The 16,334-nt window shown below is 43.2% G+C and carries 14 protein-coding genes; 4 read left to right on the plus strand and 10 right to left on the minus strand.

The features are described from left to right. Window positions 1-11: 11 nt before the first annotated feature. On the plus strand, window positions 12-932 hold the full coding sequence (locus tag WJR50_RS21145; protein WP_341295315.1) for a bestrophin family protein: 921 nt from the start codon (window positions 12-14) through the stop codon (window positions 930-932). Between the two features lie 80 nt (window positions 933-1,012). After that, window positions 1,013-1,732: a PIG-L deacetylase family protein gene (locus tag WJR50_RS21150; RefSeq protein ID WP_341295316.1), complete on the plus strand. Its 720-nt coding sequence runs from the start codon at window positions 1,013-1,015 to the stop codon at window positions 1,730-1,732. Here WJR50_RS21150 and WJR50_RS21155 read toward each other — a convergent pair. The 8 genes from WJR50_RS21155 to WJR50_RS21190 all read right to left on the minus strand — a co-directional run bounded on the left by WJR50_RS21155 (window position 1,729) and on the right by WJR50_RS21190 (window position 10,371). Beyond that, a complete protein-coding gene (locus WJR50_RS21155) occupies window positions 1,729-2,187 on the minus strand; it encodes a hypothetical protein (RefSeq protein WP_341295317.1) in 459 nt (152 codons plus the stop codon). The genes WJR50_RS21150 and WJR50_RS21155 overlap by 4 nt on opposite strands. Window positions 2,188-2,212: 25 nt before the next feature. After that, window positions 2,213-3,001 (minus strand): TrkA C-terminal domain-containing protein, encoded by a 789-nt coding sequence (locus WJR50_RS21160; RefSeq protein ID WP_341295318.1) that lies wholly within the window; start codon window positions 2,999-3,001, stop codon window positions 2,213-2,215. 133 nt (window positions 3,002-3,134) lie between these two features. Next, the gene (locus WJR50_RS21165) at window positions 3,135-3,638 is read right to left on the minus strand and encodes a TetR/AcrR family transcriptional regulator (protein ID WP_341295319.1); all 504 of its coding nucleotides are present in this window, start codon (window positions 3,636-3,638) and stop codon (window positions 3,135-3,137) included. Window positions 3,639-3,780: 142 nt separating this feature from the next. Next, a complete protein-coding gene (locus WJR50_RS21170) occupies window positions 3,781-3,945 on the minus strand; it encodes a hypothetical protein (RefSeq protein WP_341295320.1) in 165 nt (54 codons plus the stop codon). Between the two features lie 69 nt (window positions 3,946-4,014). Beyond that, window positions 4,015-7,146: an efflux RND transporter permease subunit gene (locus WJR50_RS21175; RefSeq protein ID WP_341295321.1), complete on the minus strand. Its 3,132-nt coding sequence runs from the start codon at window positions 7,144-7,146 to the stop codon at window positions 4,015-4,017. 29 nt (window positions 7,147-7,175) lie between these two features. After that, window positions 7,176-8,252 (minus strand): efflux RND transporter periplasmic adaptor subunit, encoded by a 1,077-nt coding sequence (locus WJR50_RS21180; RefSeq protein ID WP_341295322.1) that lies wholly within the window; start codon window positions 8,250-8,252, stop codon window positions 7,176-7,178. Between the two features lie 41 nt (window positions 8,253-8,293). Continuing rightward, complete coding sequence (locus WJR50_RS21185; RefSeq protein ID WP_341295323.1) at window positions 8,294-9,613, minus strand: TolC family protein; 1,320 nt, start codon at window positions 9,611-9,613, stop codon at window positions 8,294-8,296. A 131-nt stretch (window positions 9,614-9,744) separates the two neighbouring features. Then, window positions 9,745-10,371: a TetR/AcrR family transcriptional regulator gene (locus tag WJR50_RS21190; RefSeq protein WP_341295324.1), complete on the minus strand. Its 627-nt coding sequence runs from the start codon at window positions 10,369-10,371 to the stop codon at window positions 9,745-9,747. A gap of 355 nt (window positions 10,372-10,726) precedes the next feature. Here WJR50_RS21190 and WJR50_RS21195 point away from each other — a divergent pair, with 355 nt between their 5' ends. Then, window positions 10,727-13,759 (plus strand): PVC-type heme-binding CxxCH protein, encoded by a 3,033-nt coding sequence (locus WJR50_RS21195; protein ID WP_341295325.1) that lies wholly within the window; start codon window positions 10,727-10,729, stop codon window positions 13,757-13,759. An 82-nt stretch (window positions 13,760-13,841) separates the two neighbouring features. Continuing rightward, entirely contained in the window at window positions 13,842-14,441 is a 600-nt protein-coding gene (locus WJR50_RS21200; protein ID WP_341295326.1) for a riboflavin synthase, read from the plus strand. On the opposite strand, the gene WJR50_RS21205 is transcribed toward WJR50_RS21200, so the two are convergent. After that, the gene (locus WJR50_RS21205) at window positions 14,435-15,049 is read right to left on the minus strand and encodes a phosphatase PAP2 family protein (protein WP_341295327.1); all 615 of its coding nucleotides are present in this window, start codon (window positions 15,047-15,049) and stop codon (window positions 14,435-14,437) included. The genes WJR50_RS21200 and WJR50_RS21205 overlap by 7 nt on opposite strands. A 248-nt stretch (window positions 15,050-15,297) precedes the next feature. Continuing rightward, complete coding sequence (locus WJR50_RS21210; RefSeq protein ID WP_341295328.1) at window positions 15,298-16,206, minus strand: FecR family protein; 909 nt, start codon at window positions 16,204-16,206, stop codon at window positions 15,298-15,300. Window positions 16,207-16,334: the final 128 nt, after the last annotated feature.

A 16,334-nucleotide genomic window follows, 5' to 3' on the forward strand; every position in this document is an offset into this window, starting at 1 on the left:
TAACTGCAAATATGGTACGTTACAACTCCAAAGAGTGGCTCAAAAACTTAGTCAATTTTTATAAAAGCTATACCCTACAGGTCTTACTCCGCTATGTTTTCTATGTTGGTCTATTCACTGCTGTATTGTGTATTCTCATCATAGAAGTACTAGGCTGGGAGGTCAGACTGCATTCTGGTTTCTTTTCTCTGCTGGGTATTGTGCTGAGTATTTTGCTGGTGTTTCGTACCAATACCGCATACGACCGCTGGTGGGAAGGGCGCAAACAATGGGGTACACTGGTTAATACCTGTCGTACCCTGGCAGTAATGTTACAGGCCATGCTGCCCGAAGGTGATATGGAAAACCGCTCTTATTTTGCCAAGCATATTGCTAATTTCTGTATTTCTTTAAAAGAGCATTTACGCAAGGGCACCAAGATTGAGGAACTGATCAGGCTTACCAGTGAAGAGAAAAAGATTTACCCTCATCAGGGGCACATGCCTAATTTTATCAGTTTGCAGATTTTTCAGAGGATACAGAGACTGTACAGAGCCGGGATATTTTCTGAAGCAGATATGATCAACCTGAAACCTCAGGTACAGGCGCTGCTGGATGTGATGGGTGCCTGTGAGCGTATCAAGAAAACACCTATACCTTTCTCTTACAATGTCTACATCAAAGTGTTTATCATTGCTTACTGCCTTACCTTACCCTTCGGTTTGATATTGGAATTCGGTTATTACACCATCCCTATGGTCATGTTTGTATTCTTTGCTATGGCTGGTGTAGAACTGATAGGAGAAGAAATTGAAGACCCATTTGGATTGGACTGCAATGATCTGCCTACAGGAACAATAGCCGATACCATCAATAAAAATGTACACCAGATTCTTTACCTCTACTCCAATATTGAAAAGGAAGAAGAAGAAATGTATGTCAAAGTCTTCTAATAATGATTAATGATGGATGACTAAGGACGAATACGGTAACACTGCCCTTTTACTTTTAACCTTAAACTTTTAACCTACCTATGAAATTTCTCTACGTTTTTCCTCATCCCGACGATGAATCTTTTGGTCCGGCAGGCGCTATGTACACGCAGCTTCAGCAGGGCCATGAGGTGCATTTGCTGACGCTTACACGAGGTGAAGCTACCAGGCAAAGACATAAGCTGGGTGTTAGTCTGGAAGAAATGGGAGAAATTCGCTACAGAGAGATGCTGGAAGTGGAAAAAACACTGGGTTTGAGTAGTATGACCGTACTCAATCTTCCTGATAACCAGCTGAAAGAAATAGACCCCAGGGAAGTAGAGACTGTGGTAGAAACTCATATCAGGAAAATACAGCCCGATATTCTGGTGAGCTATCCGGTACATGGCATCAGCGGTTTTCATGATCACCTGGTGATGCACGCCGTAGCAAAACGTGTATACCTGCAAACGAAAGATGAAGGGGCTGATTATCTCAAACGCCTGGCTTTTTTTACCATACCTGACAATGGTGATCCACAATTTAAAAAACCGGATGGTTTTCGTTTGAAAAACTCTTCTGAAGAAGAAATAGACTGCATTGTCAAGTTATCCGACGAAGCTGTGAAAAAGTTTAAGCAAGCACTTATGTGTTATAAAACTTATCAGGAAACAATTGAAAAATCAGGGGTCGTTGAGGAGATAGGCGATAAAGTGCACTTTGAAATTTTTGGGGAATCTTTCAATTCTCCCCTCAGCGACCTTACTGATCAGTTGCATTAAGCATGCTCATGCTCTTTAGCCTGCGCTTGCTTTTCTTTGTAGGCCACATAAGCAGGAATAACTGCCGCAGCAACGCCTCCGGCTATAAAGTGCATAGGTAAGCTTAAACCATAAAATCCATCGGGCACAGCATCTCTGTCAGGAAAGACCGGTACTGCCATAGTTCCCATGCTGACAATAGTTAGAAAAATTGCCAGTACAATAAATATAGTAGTGCCTTTATTGGTATTCTTATCCAGCGCATAATACACCAGTGATGCCAGTAATAAAGGAATTAGGGTAGCTACACTTACCGTAAGTATATTGATCACTGTCTCTACCTTAACACCAGTGATGGCAGAATAGGATAAATGATAAATATTATTAAGAATGATAGCTATCAGGGCAGCCACTCCTCCCGCTGCCAGATAAGTTTTAATTGATATGCTGTATGCTTTATTTGCTTGAATCTCCATGATTATTATGTTTAGTTGAAAAAAATTAATCTTTGGGAAGCATCTCTTTTTTCTGCTCAGCCTTAGCTTCCTGTCTTTCGGCCATTTTATTTTCTGCAATTGCCTTTTCCCTGTTTTTAGCTCCTGCATAACCTCTTTTTCGTTGGCTCAGCAGCTTAAGCGCAGACTCCCGACCATACATGATCAGTGTATCTCCTTCTTTGATGATAGTATCTCCATTAGGTAGCCCTATATAGGTGCCGTCTTCCCGTTCAACTCCTATCAGGTTTAAGCCCTCCTGCCGGAGGTTGAGTTGTCTTAATGTTTTACTACTCATCCAGTGGTTTACATCTACCAGCATTTCAGTGATTTCGTACTCTCCGGAAAGGTGCAGTATACCGGCATAATCTCTCACCTTGATGTCTGTGTACTTGTTCAGTAAATGGTTAATTAGTCGGGATAAGCCTCTATCTACCCATTTACTTTTGGAAAGTCCCCAGATTATCGCCAAACCTCCAATGAGTGCAGCCATTTTTTGTACCCATTCAGTAGCCCCTGCCTGATTGTCTACAAAGGTCAGTACCAGGGTAGCCAGCACTGAGACAATCCCTACGTTGCCGAGTAACATCAGCACCATAATGATACGGCGACGAACAGGGTGTGCTACTAATCGCTCTGACTCCCGGGTAGTATACCCCACGCCGGTAAAGGCAGATCGTGCCTGAAACTGGGCAGTCTGCTTGGAAAGCCCGGTATGTATTAAGGACATGGTGGCAAAGCGCGTCACCAATATTGAAATGGAGATAATGATGATTAATGTCAGTACAGATGTCATTTACTTTGAAATGTTCTTTTAACATATAACAAAGTATCTTTGGCGGATTGTTTTCAACTGTACTTGTTACTCACTTGTAGAGAGGAAAAAAAATGAAGTAAGAGGACATTACCATGAGTTTGGCAGCAGTAGTTTACTCTATTCCCTGACAATAAAAAGGAATCACCTTTTCCTTCAGTGTTTCCTGATCAAAGTAAAACTCTTTTTGGATTATGCTTCTTCCTATCAGCGCTAAAAATGAGCGAAAAAGTATCTCCACTTTTTGCCGGATTGCCAGATTAGCCGTGTCCTTTAATATTAGGTTCAGCACCAGTATTTTTTGTTCATCCGCCCAATGCTTCAGAGGAAAATAATCAGTAAATTCCCCCATCAATTGTGGAGAATATTCAGCTAAGCGGCTACTTATGATATGCAATGTCCTACACCAATAGTCAGTCAGAGACATTTTGTTATGCTTGAGTTTATTAAGCTCCTGCCTGAAAAGGACACCTTCCAGCTCTAATGACTCATCAAGCAATATCTTTTTATTGGGAAAGAAAGTATAAAGCGTCTTTTTAGATACTCCTGCCTGAGCGGCAACCATATCCATGGTGGTATGAATAACCCCTTTTTGCTTGATCAGCTTCAGGGTACTCATGAGGATAGATTCTTTTTTTAATGCGGTGTCCGTCATAACAGTAAGAATTCTTGTAAGGAGGGCATATAAACGAAAAGAAAGAGCCGAAGCTCTTTCTATAGACATCCGTTTTTTCAATCGGATCACTTAACTACTTACAAAATCATTTATTTACATGGGTAGAAGAAAAACTTCTTCTTACTCTTTTTCCCAGCTTTTCATGTCCGCCATGCTCATACAGATAACGGTTAAAGTTTTCCTGGGCGATCATCCAGCCATGCTCATACTGCATAGCGATCTCTGCTTTTATTTGGTATACATCAGTCATAATCACATAAATTAACCATTCTAGAATACGGGTAACGCAGATGTACGTTACCCTTAACTTCCATTTTTGTTAAACTTTTTCTAGTTTTTTTCTTTGCCCCCCCTTTTTCTGAGCAAAACCACTGGTTTTTTCTTTCACCCAATCCACAAAATCGTAGGCAACAGGTACTACGTAGATTGTGAGCACCAGAGAAGAAACCAAACCGCCAATGATCACCCAGGCCATCGCATTTTTCCACTCAGCACCAGCACCATCTGCCAGGGCGATAGGCAACATACCGATGACCATCGCCAGGGTAGTCATCAGGATAGGACGCAGACGCTCTTTGCCGGCTCTGATCACTGCCTCACGGGTAGGCAAGCCTTCTGCTTTCAGCTGCCCGGTAAAGTCAACAATCAGAATTGCGTTTTTGGCTACCAGACCGAGTAACATGATCACACCCAGAATGGCAAATACACTCATGGTAGACATAGAAAGTGCCAGGGCCAGGAATGAACCGATCAGTGCTACCGGAATGGAGAACAGCACCACAAAAGGATAGATAAAGTTATCGTATAGCGCTACCAGGATGAGGTAGATCAGAATCAGTGAAATACCAAAAGCTGCTCCTAATGCACCAAAGCTTTCTTTTTGCTGCTTAATATCTCCTCCCCACACATAATCAATCCCATCCATAAAATCAGCCTGAAGCATTTGTGCTTCAATATCCTGCGATAACGTACCGGAAGGTACGCCTAATGCAAATGAGGTAACCGTAACAGAAGGACGGCGATCTTTACGCTCCAGCACTGATGGCCCGGTTGCCTGACTCACAGAAGCAAACTGAGAGAGTTTTACCGTATTGCCACTGTTATTTACAAACAGGATGTTTTTAACATCTTCAGGGTTCTGCCGGTTGAACTCATCCAACTGTATGCGGATATCATATTCATAATCCCCATCCCGGTACTCACTATCATCATTACCACTGAAGGCATTTTGTAGTGTAGCCCCTACCGTAGCAATATTCAGTCCCAGCTCTGCCATTTTATCACGGTCAATCTGTACCGCTACTTCGGGCTTTCCGGCATCTACTGACACATTTACATCATTGGCACCGGGTGTGCGTTCAATCAGGGTTTTGAGCTTTTGCCCGCTCTCTACCAGTTTTTCGTAATCAGCCCCGCTCAGCGTAAGCTCTATAGGTGCTCTGCCCGAGGCTACCATACCGGATACCGCCGCACCTACTTCTACTCCGCTAAACTGTTCTCTCACATCTTCCATCACAGCGATCATGTACTGCTCAGTACTGAGCGCACGGTCTTCTTTATCCACCAGCTTTACGGTCAGCTCAGACACATAAGGGTCACCAAGTCCGGTACTTCCTACTCCTACACTGGGCCCACCTACGTTGGCCAGTACAGAAATTACCTCTTCTTTGTTGAGCAGCCATTGTTCAATCTCATAGGTATTTAGGTTATTACTTCGCAGGGAGGTGCTTTTATTATACTCCAGCGTCAGCATAAACTCCCCTTTGTCTCCGGAAGAGAACTGTTCCTGCCCGATGATTCCCAGACTTCCTACCCATCCGGTAAATACAAAGAGTAATACTACCACAGCAGCTACTATCCACTTGCGGCTGAGCGTCCACTTCAGGCTCTGCTCATAAAAATTATTGAGGTTGGTCAGCCCTTTTTCAAACTGTACCAATACCCATTGCAGAGGATTTTTAGGGTTGAGATGTGACAACTTGGAAAAGCGTGACATCAGCCAGGGAATCAGGGTAAAAGATACTAGCAAACTGAAGAGCGTAGCAATTGCCACTGTCCATGAAAACTGACGGAAAATATCGGCAATGAGCGACTCTACCATGGTCACCGGGATAAACACAATCACAATCACCAATGTGATGGACAATGCGGTAAGCCCAATCTCTTTGGTACCATCAAGCACCGCATTCCAGGGTTTCTTGCCCATCTCCATGTGACGGTAAATATTTTCAAGCACCACAATAGAGTCATCTACCAGAATACCAATCACCAGAGACATGGCGAGCAGGGTCATCAGGTTGAAGGTATAGCCCATCAGGTACATAAAAGCTACGGTTGAAATCAACGATACCGGAATCGCTACCATGACGATGAGGGCATTTCTAAAGCTGTGCAGGAAGAAAAGCATCACCACCGCCACCAGAATAATGGCAATGACCAAATCGTGCAATACCGCTTCTACAGCTTCCAGGGTGAAATCTGCCTCATTCTGAGCAATCGTAAATTCAAGATTTTCTCCTGCATACTGTGCTTCCAACTGAGCCAGTTGCGCTTGCACGGCCTCACTCACATCTACCGTGTTAGCATCTTTCTGCTTTTGAACTCGTAACGCAATCGCATTTTTGCCATTCAGACGGGCAATACTTTCTGTATCTTTGGTACCGTCAGTGACTTCGGCAACATCTCTTACCCTGATCGGGCTACCGGATGCCGGGGTCGCGATAATCAGATTACTCACCTGGTCCAGATCCGTAAACTTACCGGCCAGACGAACTGTAATTTCTTCCCCTTCATTTTTTACACTTCCGGTAGGAAACTCCATATTGGCCTGATTGATAGCCTGACTCACCTGAAGTAAGGATACACCGTAGTACTCCAGTTTTCCGGGGTCTACCGCTACCTTGATTTCGCGCTCCTCTCCTCCCAGTATATTTACTGCGGCTACGCCTTCAATCTGTTGTAACTGCGGTACAATCTGGTCTTCCATTTCATTGTAGAAGACTTTACCATTGAGCGAAGAGGTCGCACTGAGCTGCATGATCGGCAGATCGCTGGGCGACACTTTGGAGATAGAAGGCGCTTCCGCATCTTCCGGCAAATTACTCAGTACCTTATTGATACTCCGTTGCGCTTCTTCTACGCGCTGGTCAATGTCTGTTCCTGCTTTGAAATTCACAATGATCAAAGAAGCACTTTCCAGCGATTTTGAAGTAATGTCATCTATGCTCTCCAGGTCTGCTACCGCATCTTCTATCTCACGGGTTACACTATTCTCCACTTCACTGGGTGAAGCACCAGGATATATGGTGGTGATGGTGATCGTAGGTGCCGAGATATCGGGAATCAGTTGATAACCTATCTGGGGGAAAGCCAGGATTCCTGCCAGCACCGTTACCATAAACATCACGATGATCAGGCTAGGGCGCTTTACTGATATTTCTGAAATACTCATATGCTGCTATACTTTAGTGAACTTGAGGCTTAGCGGATGCTAATCTCAGTCCCATCTGTTAGATTAATCTGTCCATTGACAACCACCTGATCACCAGCCTCCAGGCCTGAAATCACTTCCAGTTCATCTCCTGAAGTGGCTCCCAGCACTACCGCTTGCAAATAAGCTTTCTCACCTTCTACTTTGTACACATTGGCGTCGCGGGTAGAACCTACCAGCGCCTCACGAGGTATCACCAAGGTTTCAACATTAGCAGAATGGTCAAACTGAATTGTGCCATACATTCCTGCCCTTAGCGGATACTCCTCATTATTTTTTACACTGATGTGTACAGGAAAATTATGTGACTTGTCTCCCTGCGCCCCCACCATGCTTACTACCCCCTGGTATTCAGCTTCGGGATGTACATCGGCATGCACGATGATCTGTTGTCCTTTTTCAAATGACAGCAGGTCTTCTTCCGGTACCTGTACAATAAGTTTGAGTGTAGAAATCTCCACCAGATGGGCAAGGGGCATACCAGGAGCTACTACCGTACCTTTTTCAAACATTTTATCGGTAATCACTCCGCCAAAGGGAGCGGTAACACTTGTCTGCGCAATTTGCTTCTGAAGTACTTTGACGCGGCTTTCAGCACTGGCGAGTCTGAGCTGGGCATTGTCCAACTGGACTTTGGCTACAGCATCATTATCAGTGAGGTTTTTATACCGGTCTACTGCTCTCCTGGCATCTTCCATATCTGCTTCAGCAGCGATCAACTGATAGCGGAGTTGGTCATCATCCACCTTAGCAATCAGTGCTCCACCACTAACCATCTGCCCTTCACTGATTGCTTCTCTGATCACTTCTCCCTGGGCCTGTACTTTGATATCCAGCTCACGATTGGGTTCAAAAGTACCCAGCAAGCGTTTGCTTTGTGACAAATTCTTTTTCTTCACACTGCTCACCTGCACTGGCGTACTGCGGGTAAAATCTCTTTCGTATACCCGGCCTTCTACTTTCTCTTTGTTTTCCATTAAAGTATTGTAGGTCCAGGCTCCCAGAGAAACCAACAGCACTACTGCCACCAAGGCTCTCCATACTTTTTTATTGGTATTGGTTTTCATATGATGAATATTTCTTTTTTGATTGCTTACTTGATTTATTCTTATTCTATAAGGTTACCGGTGGCATGTTTCATCTCCAGTGCTGCCAGCTGTAGTTTTACCCAGGCAGTCAGATAATCGGTTTGTGTTTGTCTTAGCTCATTTTCAGAGTCAATCACCTCGCTTACGCCGGTCACTCCTTCTTTGTATTGTAATTGTACATTCTGATAGACTTTCTCCGCCAGTTTGAGCGCACGCTGCTGTATTTCTACTGCCTGCTGCTGTGTTTGCAGACTGGCGGCGGCATTGGCGATTTCATTTTGCACCTGCTGTTCCAGTAAGGCGATTTTACTTCTGGTCTGGCTCTGCTGGATTTGCTTCTGCACACGTTGGGAGCGTTTACTCATTCCATCAAATAGCGGCACAGACAATTGAAGTCCTACATAGCTCATCGGGAAAATTTTATAATAGTCCTGGTCAAACTCACCGAAGCCAGTCTGTCCGTATACTCCGGTGGCATACAGAGAAGGTAAGTAGCCCGCCTGTATCTGCTTCTCTTCTAATTGTTGTACTTCAAGCTGCTTTTGTGCAAGTGCTACATCTGTACGCTCCACGCTGTCTTCCAGCATAAATACCTCTTTACTGTCCAGGTTAATGGTAGTATCTATGGCAAAAGGCTCAGTAATAGGGGTATTGGTCATCAACTTAAGACCATTTAGCAATTGCTGGAAAGTTACTTTCAGGTTAGCAAGCTGATTGGTCAGGTTAGCCTGATTCAGTTGCAAACGTTCTACATCAGTGGCTTTCGCCAGGTCATTCTCGTACAGCAGCTGGGTTACCTCTATCAGGCGGTCTATGGAAGCGACATTCTGCTTCAGCAGATTGATCTGCTGCGCTACCGACTGTGCCTGATAATAGGTATTAGACACATTGTAAACCACTTCTTCTTTGGTCTGGTGCAGTTGCAGATCGGCGATCTGCTGACCGGTCTGTGCAGCCTTGATTCCCACCGGCAATTGCGGATTGTAGATTACCTGCTGCAATTGCAAAGAGACATTGGTCTGATGGGGTAACCCAAATGAAAGGGGCAAGTAGGCATTGCTGCCCTCACCACTCATCCCCAGGGCAGAAGCCGGAGCTACCTGGGTAGGGATATCAAAATAATACTGATGGGTAGCATTTAAATTAATGTTGGGTAAAAAGTTATTTTTTACCTCACGTACCTGCTCAGCAAATAGCTCCTGGTCTTGCGCACTGATTTTCAGGTTCAGGTTTTTTCCTAATGCCTGATCCAATACTTCCTCCAGAGTATAAGGCGTTTGCGCCCAGGTAGGCAGAAGGCTTATCATTAGCAGTAGGGTGATCAAATATTTTTTCTGCATGTCTTAAATTTCGTTTTTAAACATTTGTTTAAACGCTGGGTATAGGAGTAGGTTCAGTTTTAGCCAAAAGTTTTAAATATTTTTTTTAAACGTGTGTTTAATTAAAAAACAAAAAAAATCCAGGGTTCTAACTAAGATCTTTTTAGATACGCCATAATGAGATCAGGAATGATCTCTTTTTGTTTTTCCATAAACTGTACAAAATCATCGGATTGAAAGCCATGAATATGTTGCAGAAAGGGCATACCCAAAAAAGGCATTACAATCTGCGAATTCATGATATGCTCAAACATGATGGGATCAATTGGGTGGATATTTCCCTTTTGGGCTTCTTCTTTAAGCTGCCTGGCTAACTCTGACTCTTCAAACCGCTTCCATTTTTTGGTCAGAATGTTCTTACAAAACTGAGAATTGTTACGACATTCACTCATGATAAAAAAAGGCAAATCCGGGTTTTCTTTGAGCTGATCTATGAGTTGGGAAACATAGCGGCGAATCCTCGTCTCCAGAGGTAAGTCTTTGGCGTTGAGACTTTCGCTAATAGCACAGGCATACTCTTCAAAATTTTCATTCAAAATAGACTCATAGAGCCTTTCTTTACTTCTGAAGTAGTAGTTCAGCAACGCAATGTTTACTCCTGCTTCTTCAGCTACGTCCCTGATTTTTGTTCCTGAGTAGCCACGCTCAGTAAAGATTCGCTTTGCTACCTGTCTTATTTTCTTTTCCGTATTATCAGTTTCCTGGCTTAACTCTTCCATTTAATATCAAGTGAGTGAAATCTATTGTAAACCTTCGCTTTCAGTAATTTATTGCTATTAAAAAGGTTTAAGGCCACTGAGGAAGGCTGCTCTTATGCCTTAAGATACTTAATTTTGAGCTTACAATATATATCTAAAGTTAAATATTTTTTTTAAACAACTGTTTAATACGTGTATAAGTTCAGCTTTGTTGTGGCAATTATTAAAATCAACTAGCTGATCTGCATAAATACTTTGAAGTCAAAAAAATAAAAGAAAGGTCAAAGCCTGATTCGCTTAATAAGCTATGCAGAAGTTGATTCATTAGTGGCAAATCCATAAATTCAAAAGCTCTATCATTACCTTAGCCTGACCTATGAAAAATAGCTTTATCTTCTCTGCATTACTTCTTTTGTTTGCCTGTAATCAGCCTTCTCCTCCCCTTTCTTCCGAGGCTCAGTCCGCACTCAATACTTTTGAAATTATGGATGGCTTCAGAATAGAGTTAGTTGCCTCCGAACCATTGGTAGCCGACCCGGTAGCAATGGAAATAGATGAATACGGACGCATGTACGTTGTGGAAATGCATGGGTATCCTCTGGATACTGAGGGCTCCGGAAAGGTAAAGTTACTGGAAGACACTGATGATGATGGACTTCCTGATAAAAGTACACTCTTTGCCGAAGGTCTCATCTTGCCCACCGGCATCATGCGCTGGAAAAAAGGAGTACTAGTTACTGATGCCCCGGATGTATGGTACCTTGAAGACAGCGATGATGATGGCAAAGCAGACATTAAAAAGAAAATGCTCACTGGCTTTGCCCGCTCAAACCCCCAACATAACCTCAATACACCCATTTATGGCTTAGATAATTGGATTTACCTCGCTCATGAAAGCAGCGTTTCCACCAAATTTTTCCATGACAAGTTTGGTGATGAAGGTAGTGAAATCATATTTCCTGAGCGTGAGGACAAAAAGTTGCCCCGAAATGCGAATGGTAGAAATGTACGCTTCCGCCCGGATACTTATGAACTGGAAGCTATGTCAGGAGAGTCTCAGTTCGGGATTACTTTTGACTGCTGGGGACACCAGTTACTCACCAGCAATGCCACTCACCTTTTCCATGAGGTGATTGCTGCTCCTTATATTCAACGGAACCCCCACCTGGCTATTCCTGATGCTACGGCTTATCTTCCCTCTTATGGCAGAGGAGTGGAAGTATTTCCTATTACTAAAAACCCCGAACATCAACTGCTAACGGATGTAGGCACCATTACTTCTGCCTGTGGGGTGAACTGGTATCAGGGCGATCTTTTTCCTGAAGAGTTTAGGCAGGTCACTTTCGTAGCTGAGCCGGTTCATAATCTGGTACATGCCGATGTCATCACTGACAAAGGAGCTACCTTCAGAGCGGACCGCCTGTTGGAAAACGCTGAGTTTCTTGCTTCCACCGATAGCTGGTTTCGTCCCGTCAACTTCTACCAGGGACCAGATGGGGCACTTTATCTGATTGACTACTACCGCAAAATTATTGAACATCCGGAGTGGATGTCTGAAGAAGTAAACAATTCAGGGCAACTCTATGAAGGTACTGACATGGGCAGGATTTACCGCATAGTACCGGAAGATGCGGCTGCCATTGATTTTTTGAATACCATTCACCTCGGAGATGAGGACAATAAAAGCCTGGTGACTAAGTTATCGTACCCCAACCTTTGGTGGAGGCGTCATGCACAGCGTTTACTTCTGGATAGAAAAGCTACCGAAGCTGAGAATGCTCTGAAAGAAATGGTACTACAGGATACGTCAGCGGTAGGCAGACTCCATGCCCTCTGGACTTTGGAAGGTTTGGATATCATGCAGGAAGAAATCTTACTGGCTGCACTAAAAGATAAAAAAGCAGGAGTACGGGAAAATGCCATCAAGATTGCTGAAAGATACACTGATCAATGGCCTGCGGTAAAGTCAGGTCTGTACAAATTAGCCGGTGATGAGGATGCGAAAGTACGGTTTCAACTCATATGTAGCCTGGGAGCAATAGAAGAGAAACAAGCCAGAGAAATTGTATGGCAGTTATTAGAAAAAGATATTAACGATGAGTGGGTACAGTACGCAGCATTGTCTTCAGCCAATGGTTCAGAAGAAGAATGGCTCAGTTTGGCAATAGCTCAACTCGGAAATAAAGACCAATATGAAGCAGCACCTTTCTTTAAAAAACTCGCTGCCTCCATTGCTAATTCAGGGAATCAGCAAGCTATTAATGATCTGATTATTACAAGCACTAAGCTTAATGAAAATAATGTTTGGTGGCAGGCTGCTGCCCTGGAAGGATTGGCTGACGGACTAAGTACCAAAACAAATGCCTTACCTTCTCAAGGTGAATATCAAAGGCGCCTATTGACATTGATTTCTCCACAAACCCCGGAGGAGCTGCGCAGAGCAAGTTTACATCTCCTTACTACTTTGGGAACAACTGAAAGTCCTCAAATTATGACTCCTGCTTTGGAAAGAGCCTCCCAAGCACTTACTGCCCAAAATGCAGACCCGGCATGGCGTACTGATGCTATACGCTTTATTGCCATGAGCGGTCAGGATAAATATATCAGTCAGCTCACCTCGCTTATTCAACCTCAAGAACCTGTTTTGGTGCAAAAAGCTGCCATTCAGAGTTTCAGTCAAAGTAAAGAAACAGCTCCCTGTAGTATGCTTTTGGAAAAATGGACTAGTCTGACGCCCGAACTTAGAGATGAAGCCATAAATATCTTCGGAACAAGTCAGGAGCGCATGCTTTTACTATTGGACGCTGTAGCAAACAAGCAGGTAGATCCCTCAACCATAGGTTGGAGACGCAGCGTTGAACTCATGAATCATGATGATGAAACAGTGAGAAATAAGGCCCGTATGCTGCTTGCAGACTCAAAGCCTAATGAGGCCGAGGTAGTGTCTTTGTACCAGCCCGCTTTGGCTCTGGAAGGTAATGCGCAATATGGCCTTAGTGTCTATACGAATAACTGCGCGCGCTGCCATACTTTTGCAGGTCAGTTGGGGGTAAGTATAGGTCCGGACTTATCTACGCTCAGGAATCGTAGTAAAAATGCCATCATGGAGGACATCTTAATGCCTAATAAATCTATTGCTGACGGGTATGAGCTATGGGAAATCAGCCTGAACAATGAGCGGACCCTTACGGGAATTATCAGCGCAGAGTCAGTGAACTCGCTTACGCTTACTAATCTGGCAGGCCAGACCACTACAATTCAACGCCAGGAGATTGAGGCGATCAAAGATGTGAAAATTTCAGCCATGCCTTCCGGATTGGAAAAACAGATCAATCATCAACAAATGGCCGATCTGCTGGAATTTTTGAAAGCCAAACCTTCAGAAACCCTACAGGCGGCTATGCATTAAACTTGCAATTTTTCTTCTGCTACATACCGAACTATAAGACATATTCTTTAGGTTTACCCCACAGTTACTAAGCATTATTTTTATGTTCACAGGTATCATAGAAGCCGTAGGCGAAATCGTAAACATTACTGAAGAAGGAAGCAACCGACATTTTGAAATTCGTAGTCACTTAGCATCTGAACTCAAGGTAGACCAGAGTGTATGCCATAATGGAGTATGCCTGACAGTGACTTCATTAACTGATGAAACCTATCAGGTGACAGCTATTGACGAAACCCTGAAAAGAAGCAATCTTGGAGCACTTACTCAAGGTAGCAAAGTGAATCTGGAAAGATGCATGCCCGCTCATGGTCGTTTTGACGGACACATAGTGCAAGGACATGTAGACCTGACAGCGCAGTGCACTCAAATACAGGAAGAGGAAGGTAGCTGGCTTTTTGACTTTTCTTACCAGACAGAAAATCAGGAATATCTGACGGTAGAAAAAGGCTCTATCACCATTAATGGCGTAAGCCTAACCTGCTTTAATTCTACTTACGATAGCTTCAGAGTGGCAATCATCCCTTACACTTACGAACACACCAATTTTCATCAGCTCAAAGTGGGAGACTCGGTGAACCTTGAGTTTGATATCATCGGTAAGTATATCAGTAAGATTATGGCACGACAAAAACCTCAGTAGTGCATTTCTTCTTCTTTCTCTAATAATGTTTTTGAAGAAATAGGTGTACCATGAAACCGGTCTGTAAGCCATAGGAAGAGTTGAACAGTAATCCAGCCTACCGCCATACCTCCCAGTGCACCTACAAAAATATCACTTGGATAATGTACGCCCACATACACACGACTGTAGGCTACGATAGCAGCCCACAGGAACCCCCAAACAAACCAGCGCGACCAGTCTTTTAATAAAAGCCATAAAGAAGTAGCGAGTGCAAAAGTGGTAGAAGCATGGGAGGACGCAAAACCAAACCTTCCTCCACATCCCGTTACTACATTGATAAGAGAACTGATTTCCGGCTCATGACAAGGCCTAAGCCTTCCAAAGTAAGGTTTCATGAAGCCTGAGGTTAATTGATCTGCCAGTCCTACGGAGATAAGCACAACCAGCATGATTAATGCCCCTTTCCATTTAAATTTGATAACTACCAAAACGATAAGCAATATATACAATGGATACCAGGTAAATTTGTAGGTAATCCAGTACATTAAAATATCCAGCCACTCAGCGTTCAGGCTATTGAGATATATGAACAGTTGACGGTCTAGCTCTTCTAATTTTTCAATCATAAATTATTCTGCGAATCAGTTCTTCTTATTGAATTGCTGCAATTTATGATTACTAACAGAAAAAACCCGTAATTGATCTGCAAATCGGTACAATTCCAGGCTCCGATTGACTACATTTTCATAAACTACCTCAACATATGTATTTTTGAGGGACTATAGGATATGGACGAATCAAAACATATAAAATAAAAAAAGCCGCTTCTAATAAGCGGCTAGTGATATTTACGGCCTGAGTGATAATTGGTCAGCTAATTGGCTAATCCATTCCTGAAAATAAACTGGTCATACGCTACACGAAAAGCCTCCACTTCGGGAGCCAAAGAAATAGCATACTCATAATTGGTCAAAGCGTCAGCCAACAAGTTATTTTGCTCATAAAAGGATGCCAGAATCAATTTATCCAGTGCTGATTGCTCATCGGTGATTTCAAGTTTAAGTTCTCTTAGCTCCTGAGCAATAGGTGCTGCTTCTTCAGGAGTAAGATGTTTCATACCATAATCATTAGACTGCTGATCTTTGAACTCAGTACTATTCACAGAAACAATGATCATACGCTCCTTGGCAATTTTTTCATCTCTGAAGTCCAAAACTGTTTTGGTATCCTGTACTTCTTTTACCGCAATAACTTCATTGAACATATTTTTTAGTTTTACCTCATACTTTTCACCGATAGAAGCCATATTTTTCCAGCGCAGAATCACCTCATCGTTAAAGACATCTACCGAGTTAGGAAGGAGAATTTTCACCCGGTTTTGGTCCATTCCTCTTTCTGTTGAGGCAGTGACGGTCTTGTTAGTGGCATTTTTCAGGCTTTTCACGTACAAATTAGCATATTTACTGGCGACATCTCTTTCTCTATCCCCTACCTTACTGCTAAGATGATTTATTTCATAGGTACCTTCTTTTCTGAGAGAAAGGGTCTCCCCATTCCGATGAGCTAAGCCTAAATAGGCATTTCCCTCCATCTTTATCACATCATTAGCCATCAATGACTGTCCCAACTCTACGGCCTGCCATTGTTCGCCCTTCATATAGAGGGCTTCACCATCCAATGCCAAAACCTGAAAAACATAATCCTGAGCAAAAAGAAGCTGATTTGCTGATAAGATCAGCGTCAGCATTAAGGAGGCATTCAAAGCTATTTTTTTGATCTTCATAATTTTTCCTTCCGTAAGTATGAGCTATGTATGGTATTCTGCTAAAATGCTATGCTAAATTCACTCATTGAGAAAAAGTATACAACCGGTTAAGCGGAGAAAAATTACAATCGTAACTTCAGCGTAAG

The organism is Catalinimonas locisalis, from assembly GCF_038039535.1.
Lineage (GTDB): Bacteria > Bacteroidota > Bacteroidia > Cytophagales > Cyclobacteriaceae > Catalinimonas.

Coding starts and splice junctions, on each gene's coding strand:
- WJR50_RS21145 (WP_341295315.1), top strand. CDS start 12: ATGGTACGTTACAACTCCAAAGAGTGGCTCAAAAACTTAGTCAATTTT.
- WJR50_RS21150 (WP_341295316.1), top strand. CDS start 1,013: ATGAAATTTCTCTACGTTTTTCCTCATCCCGACGATGAATCTTTTGGT.
- WJR50_RS21155 (WP_341295317.1), bottom strand. CDS start 2,187: ATGGAGATTCAAGCAAATAAAGCATACAGCATATCAATTAAAACTTAT.
- WJR50_RS21160 (WP_341295318.1), bottom strand. CDS start 3,001: ATGACATCTGTACTGACATTAATCATCATTATCTCCATTTCAATATTG.
- WJR50_RS21165 (WP_341295319.1), bottom strand. CDS start 3,638: ATGAGTACCCTGAAGCTGATCAAGCAAAAAGGGGTTATTCATACCACC.
- WJR50_RS21170 (WP_341295320.1), bottom strand. CDS start 3,945: ATGACTGATGTATACCAAATAAAAGCAGAGATCGCTATGCAGTATGAG.
- WJR50_RS21175 (WP_341295321.1), bottom strand. CDS start 7,146: ATGAGTATTTCAGAAATATCAGTAAAGCGCCCTAGCCTGATCATCGTG.
- WJR50_RS21180 (WP_341295322.1), bottom strand. CDS start 8,252: ATGAAAACCAATACCAATAAAAAAGTATGGAGAGCCTTGGTGGCAGTA.
- WJR50_RS21185 (WP_341295323.1), bottom strand. CDS start 9,613: ATGCAGAAAAAATATTTGATCACCCTACTGCTAATGATAAGCCTTCTG.
- WJR50_RS21190 (WP_341295324.1), bottom strand. CDS start 10,371: ATGGAAGAGTTAAGCCAGGAAACTGATAATACGGAAAAGAAAATAAGA.
- WJR50_RS21195 (WP_341295325.1), top strand. CDS start 10,727: ATGAAAAATAGCTTTATCTTCTCTGCATTACTTCTTTTGTTTGCCTGT.
- WJR50_RS21200 (WP_341295326.1), top strand. CDS start 13,842: ATGTTCACAGGTATCATAGAAGCCGTAGGCGAAATCGTAAACATTACT.
- WJR50_RS21205 (WP_341295327.1), bottom strand. CDS start 15,049: ATGATTGAAAAATTAGAAGAGCTAGACCGTCAACTGTTCATATATCTC.
- WJR50_RS21210 (WP_341295328.1), bottom strand. CDS start 16,206: ATGAAGATCAAAAAAATAGCTTTGAATGCCTCCTTAATGCTGACGCTG.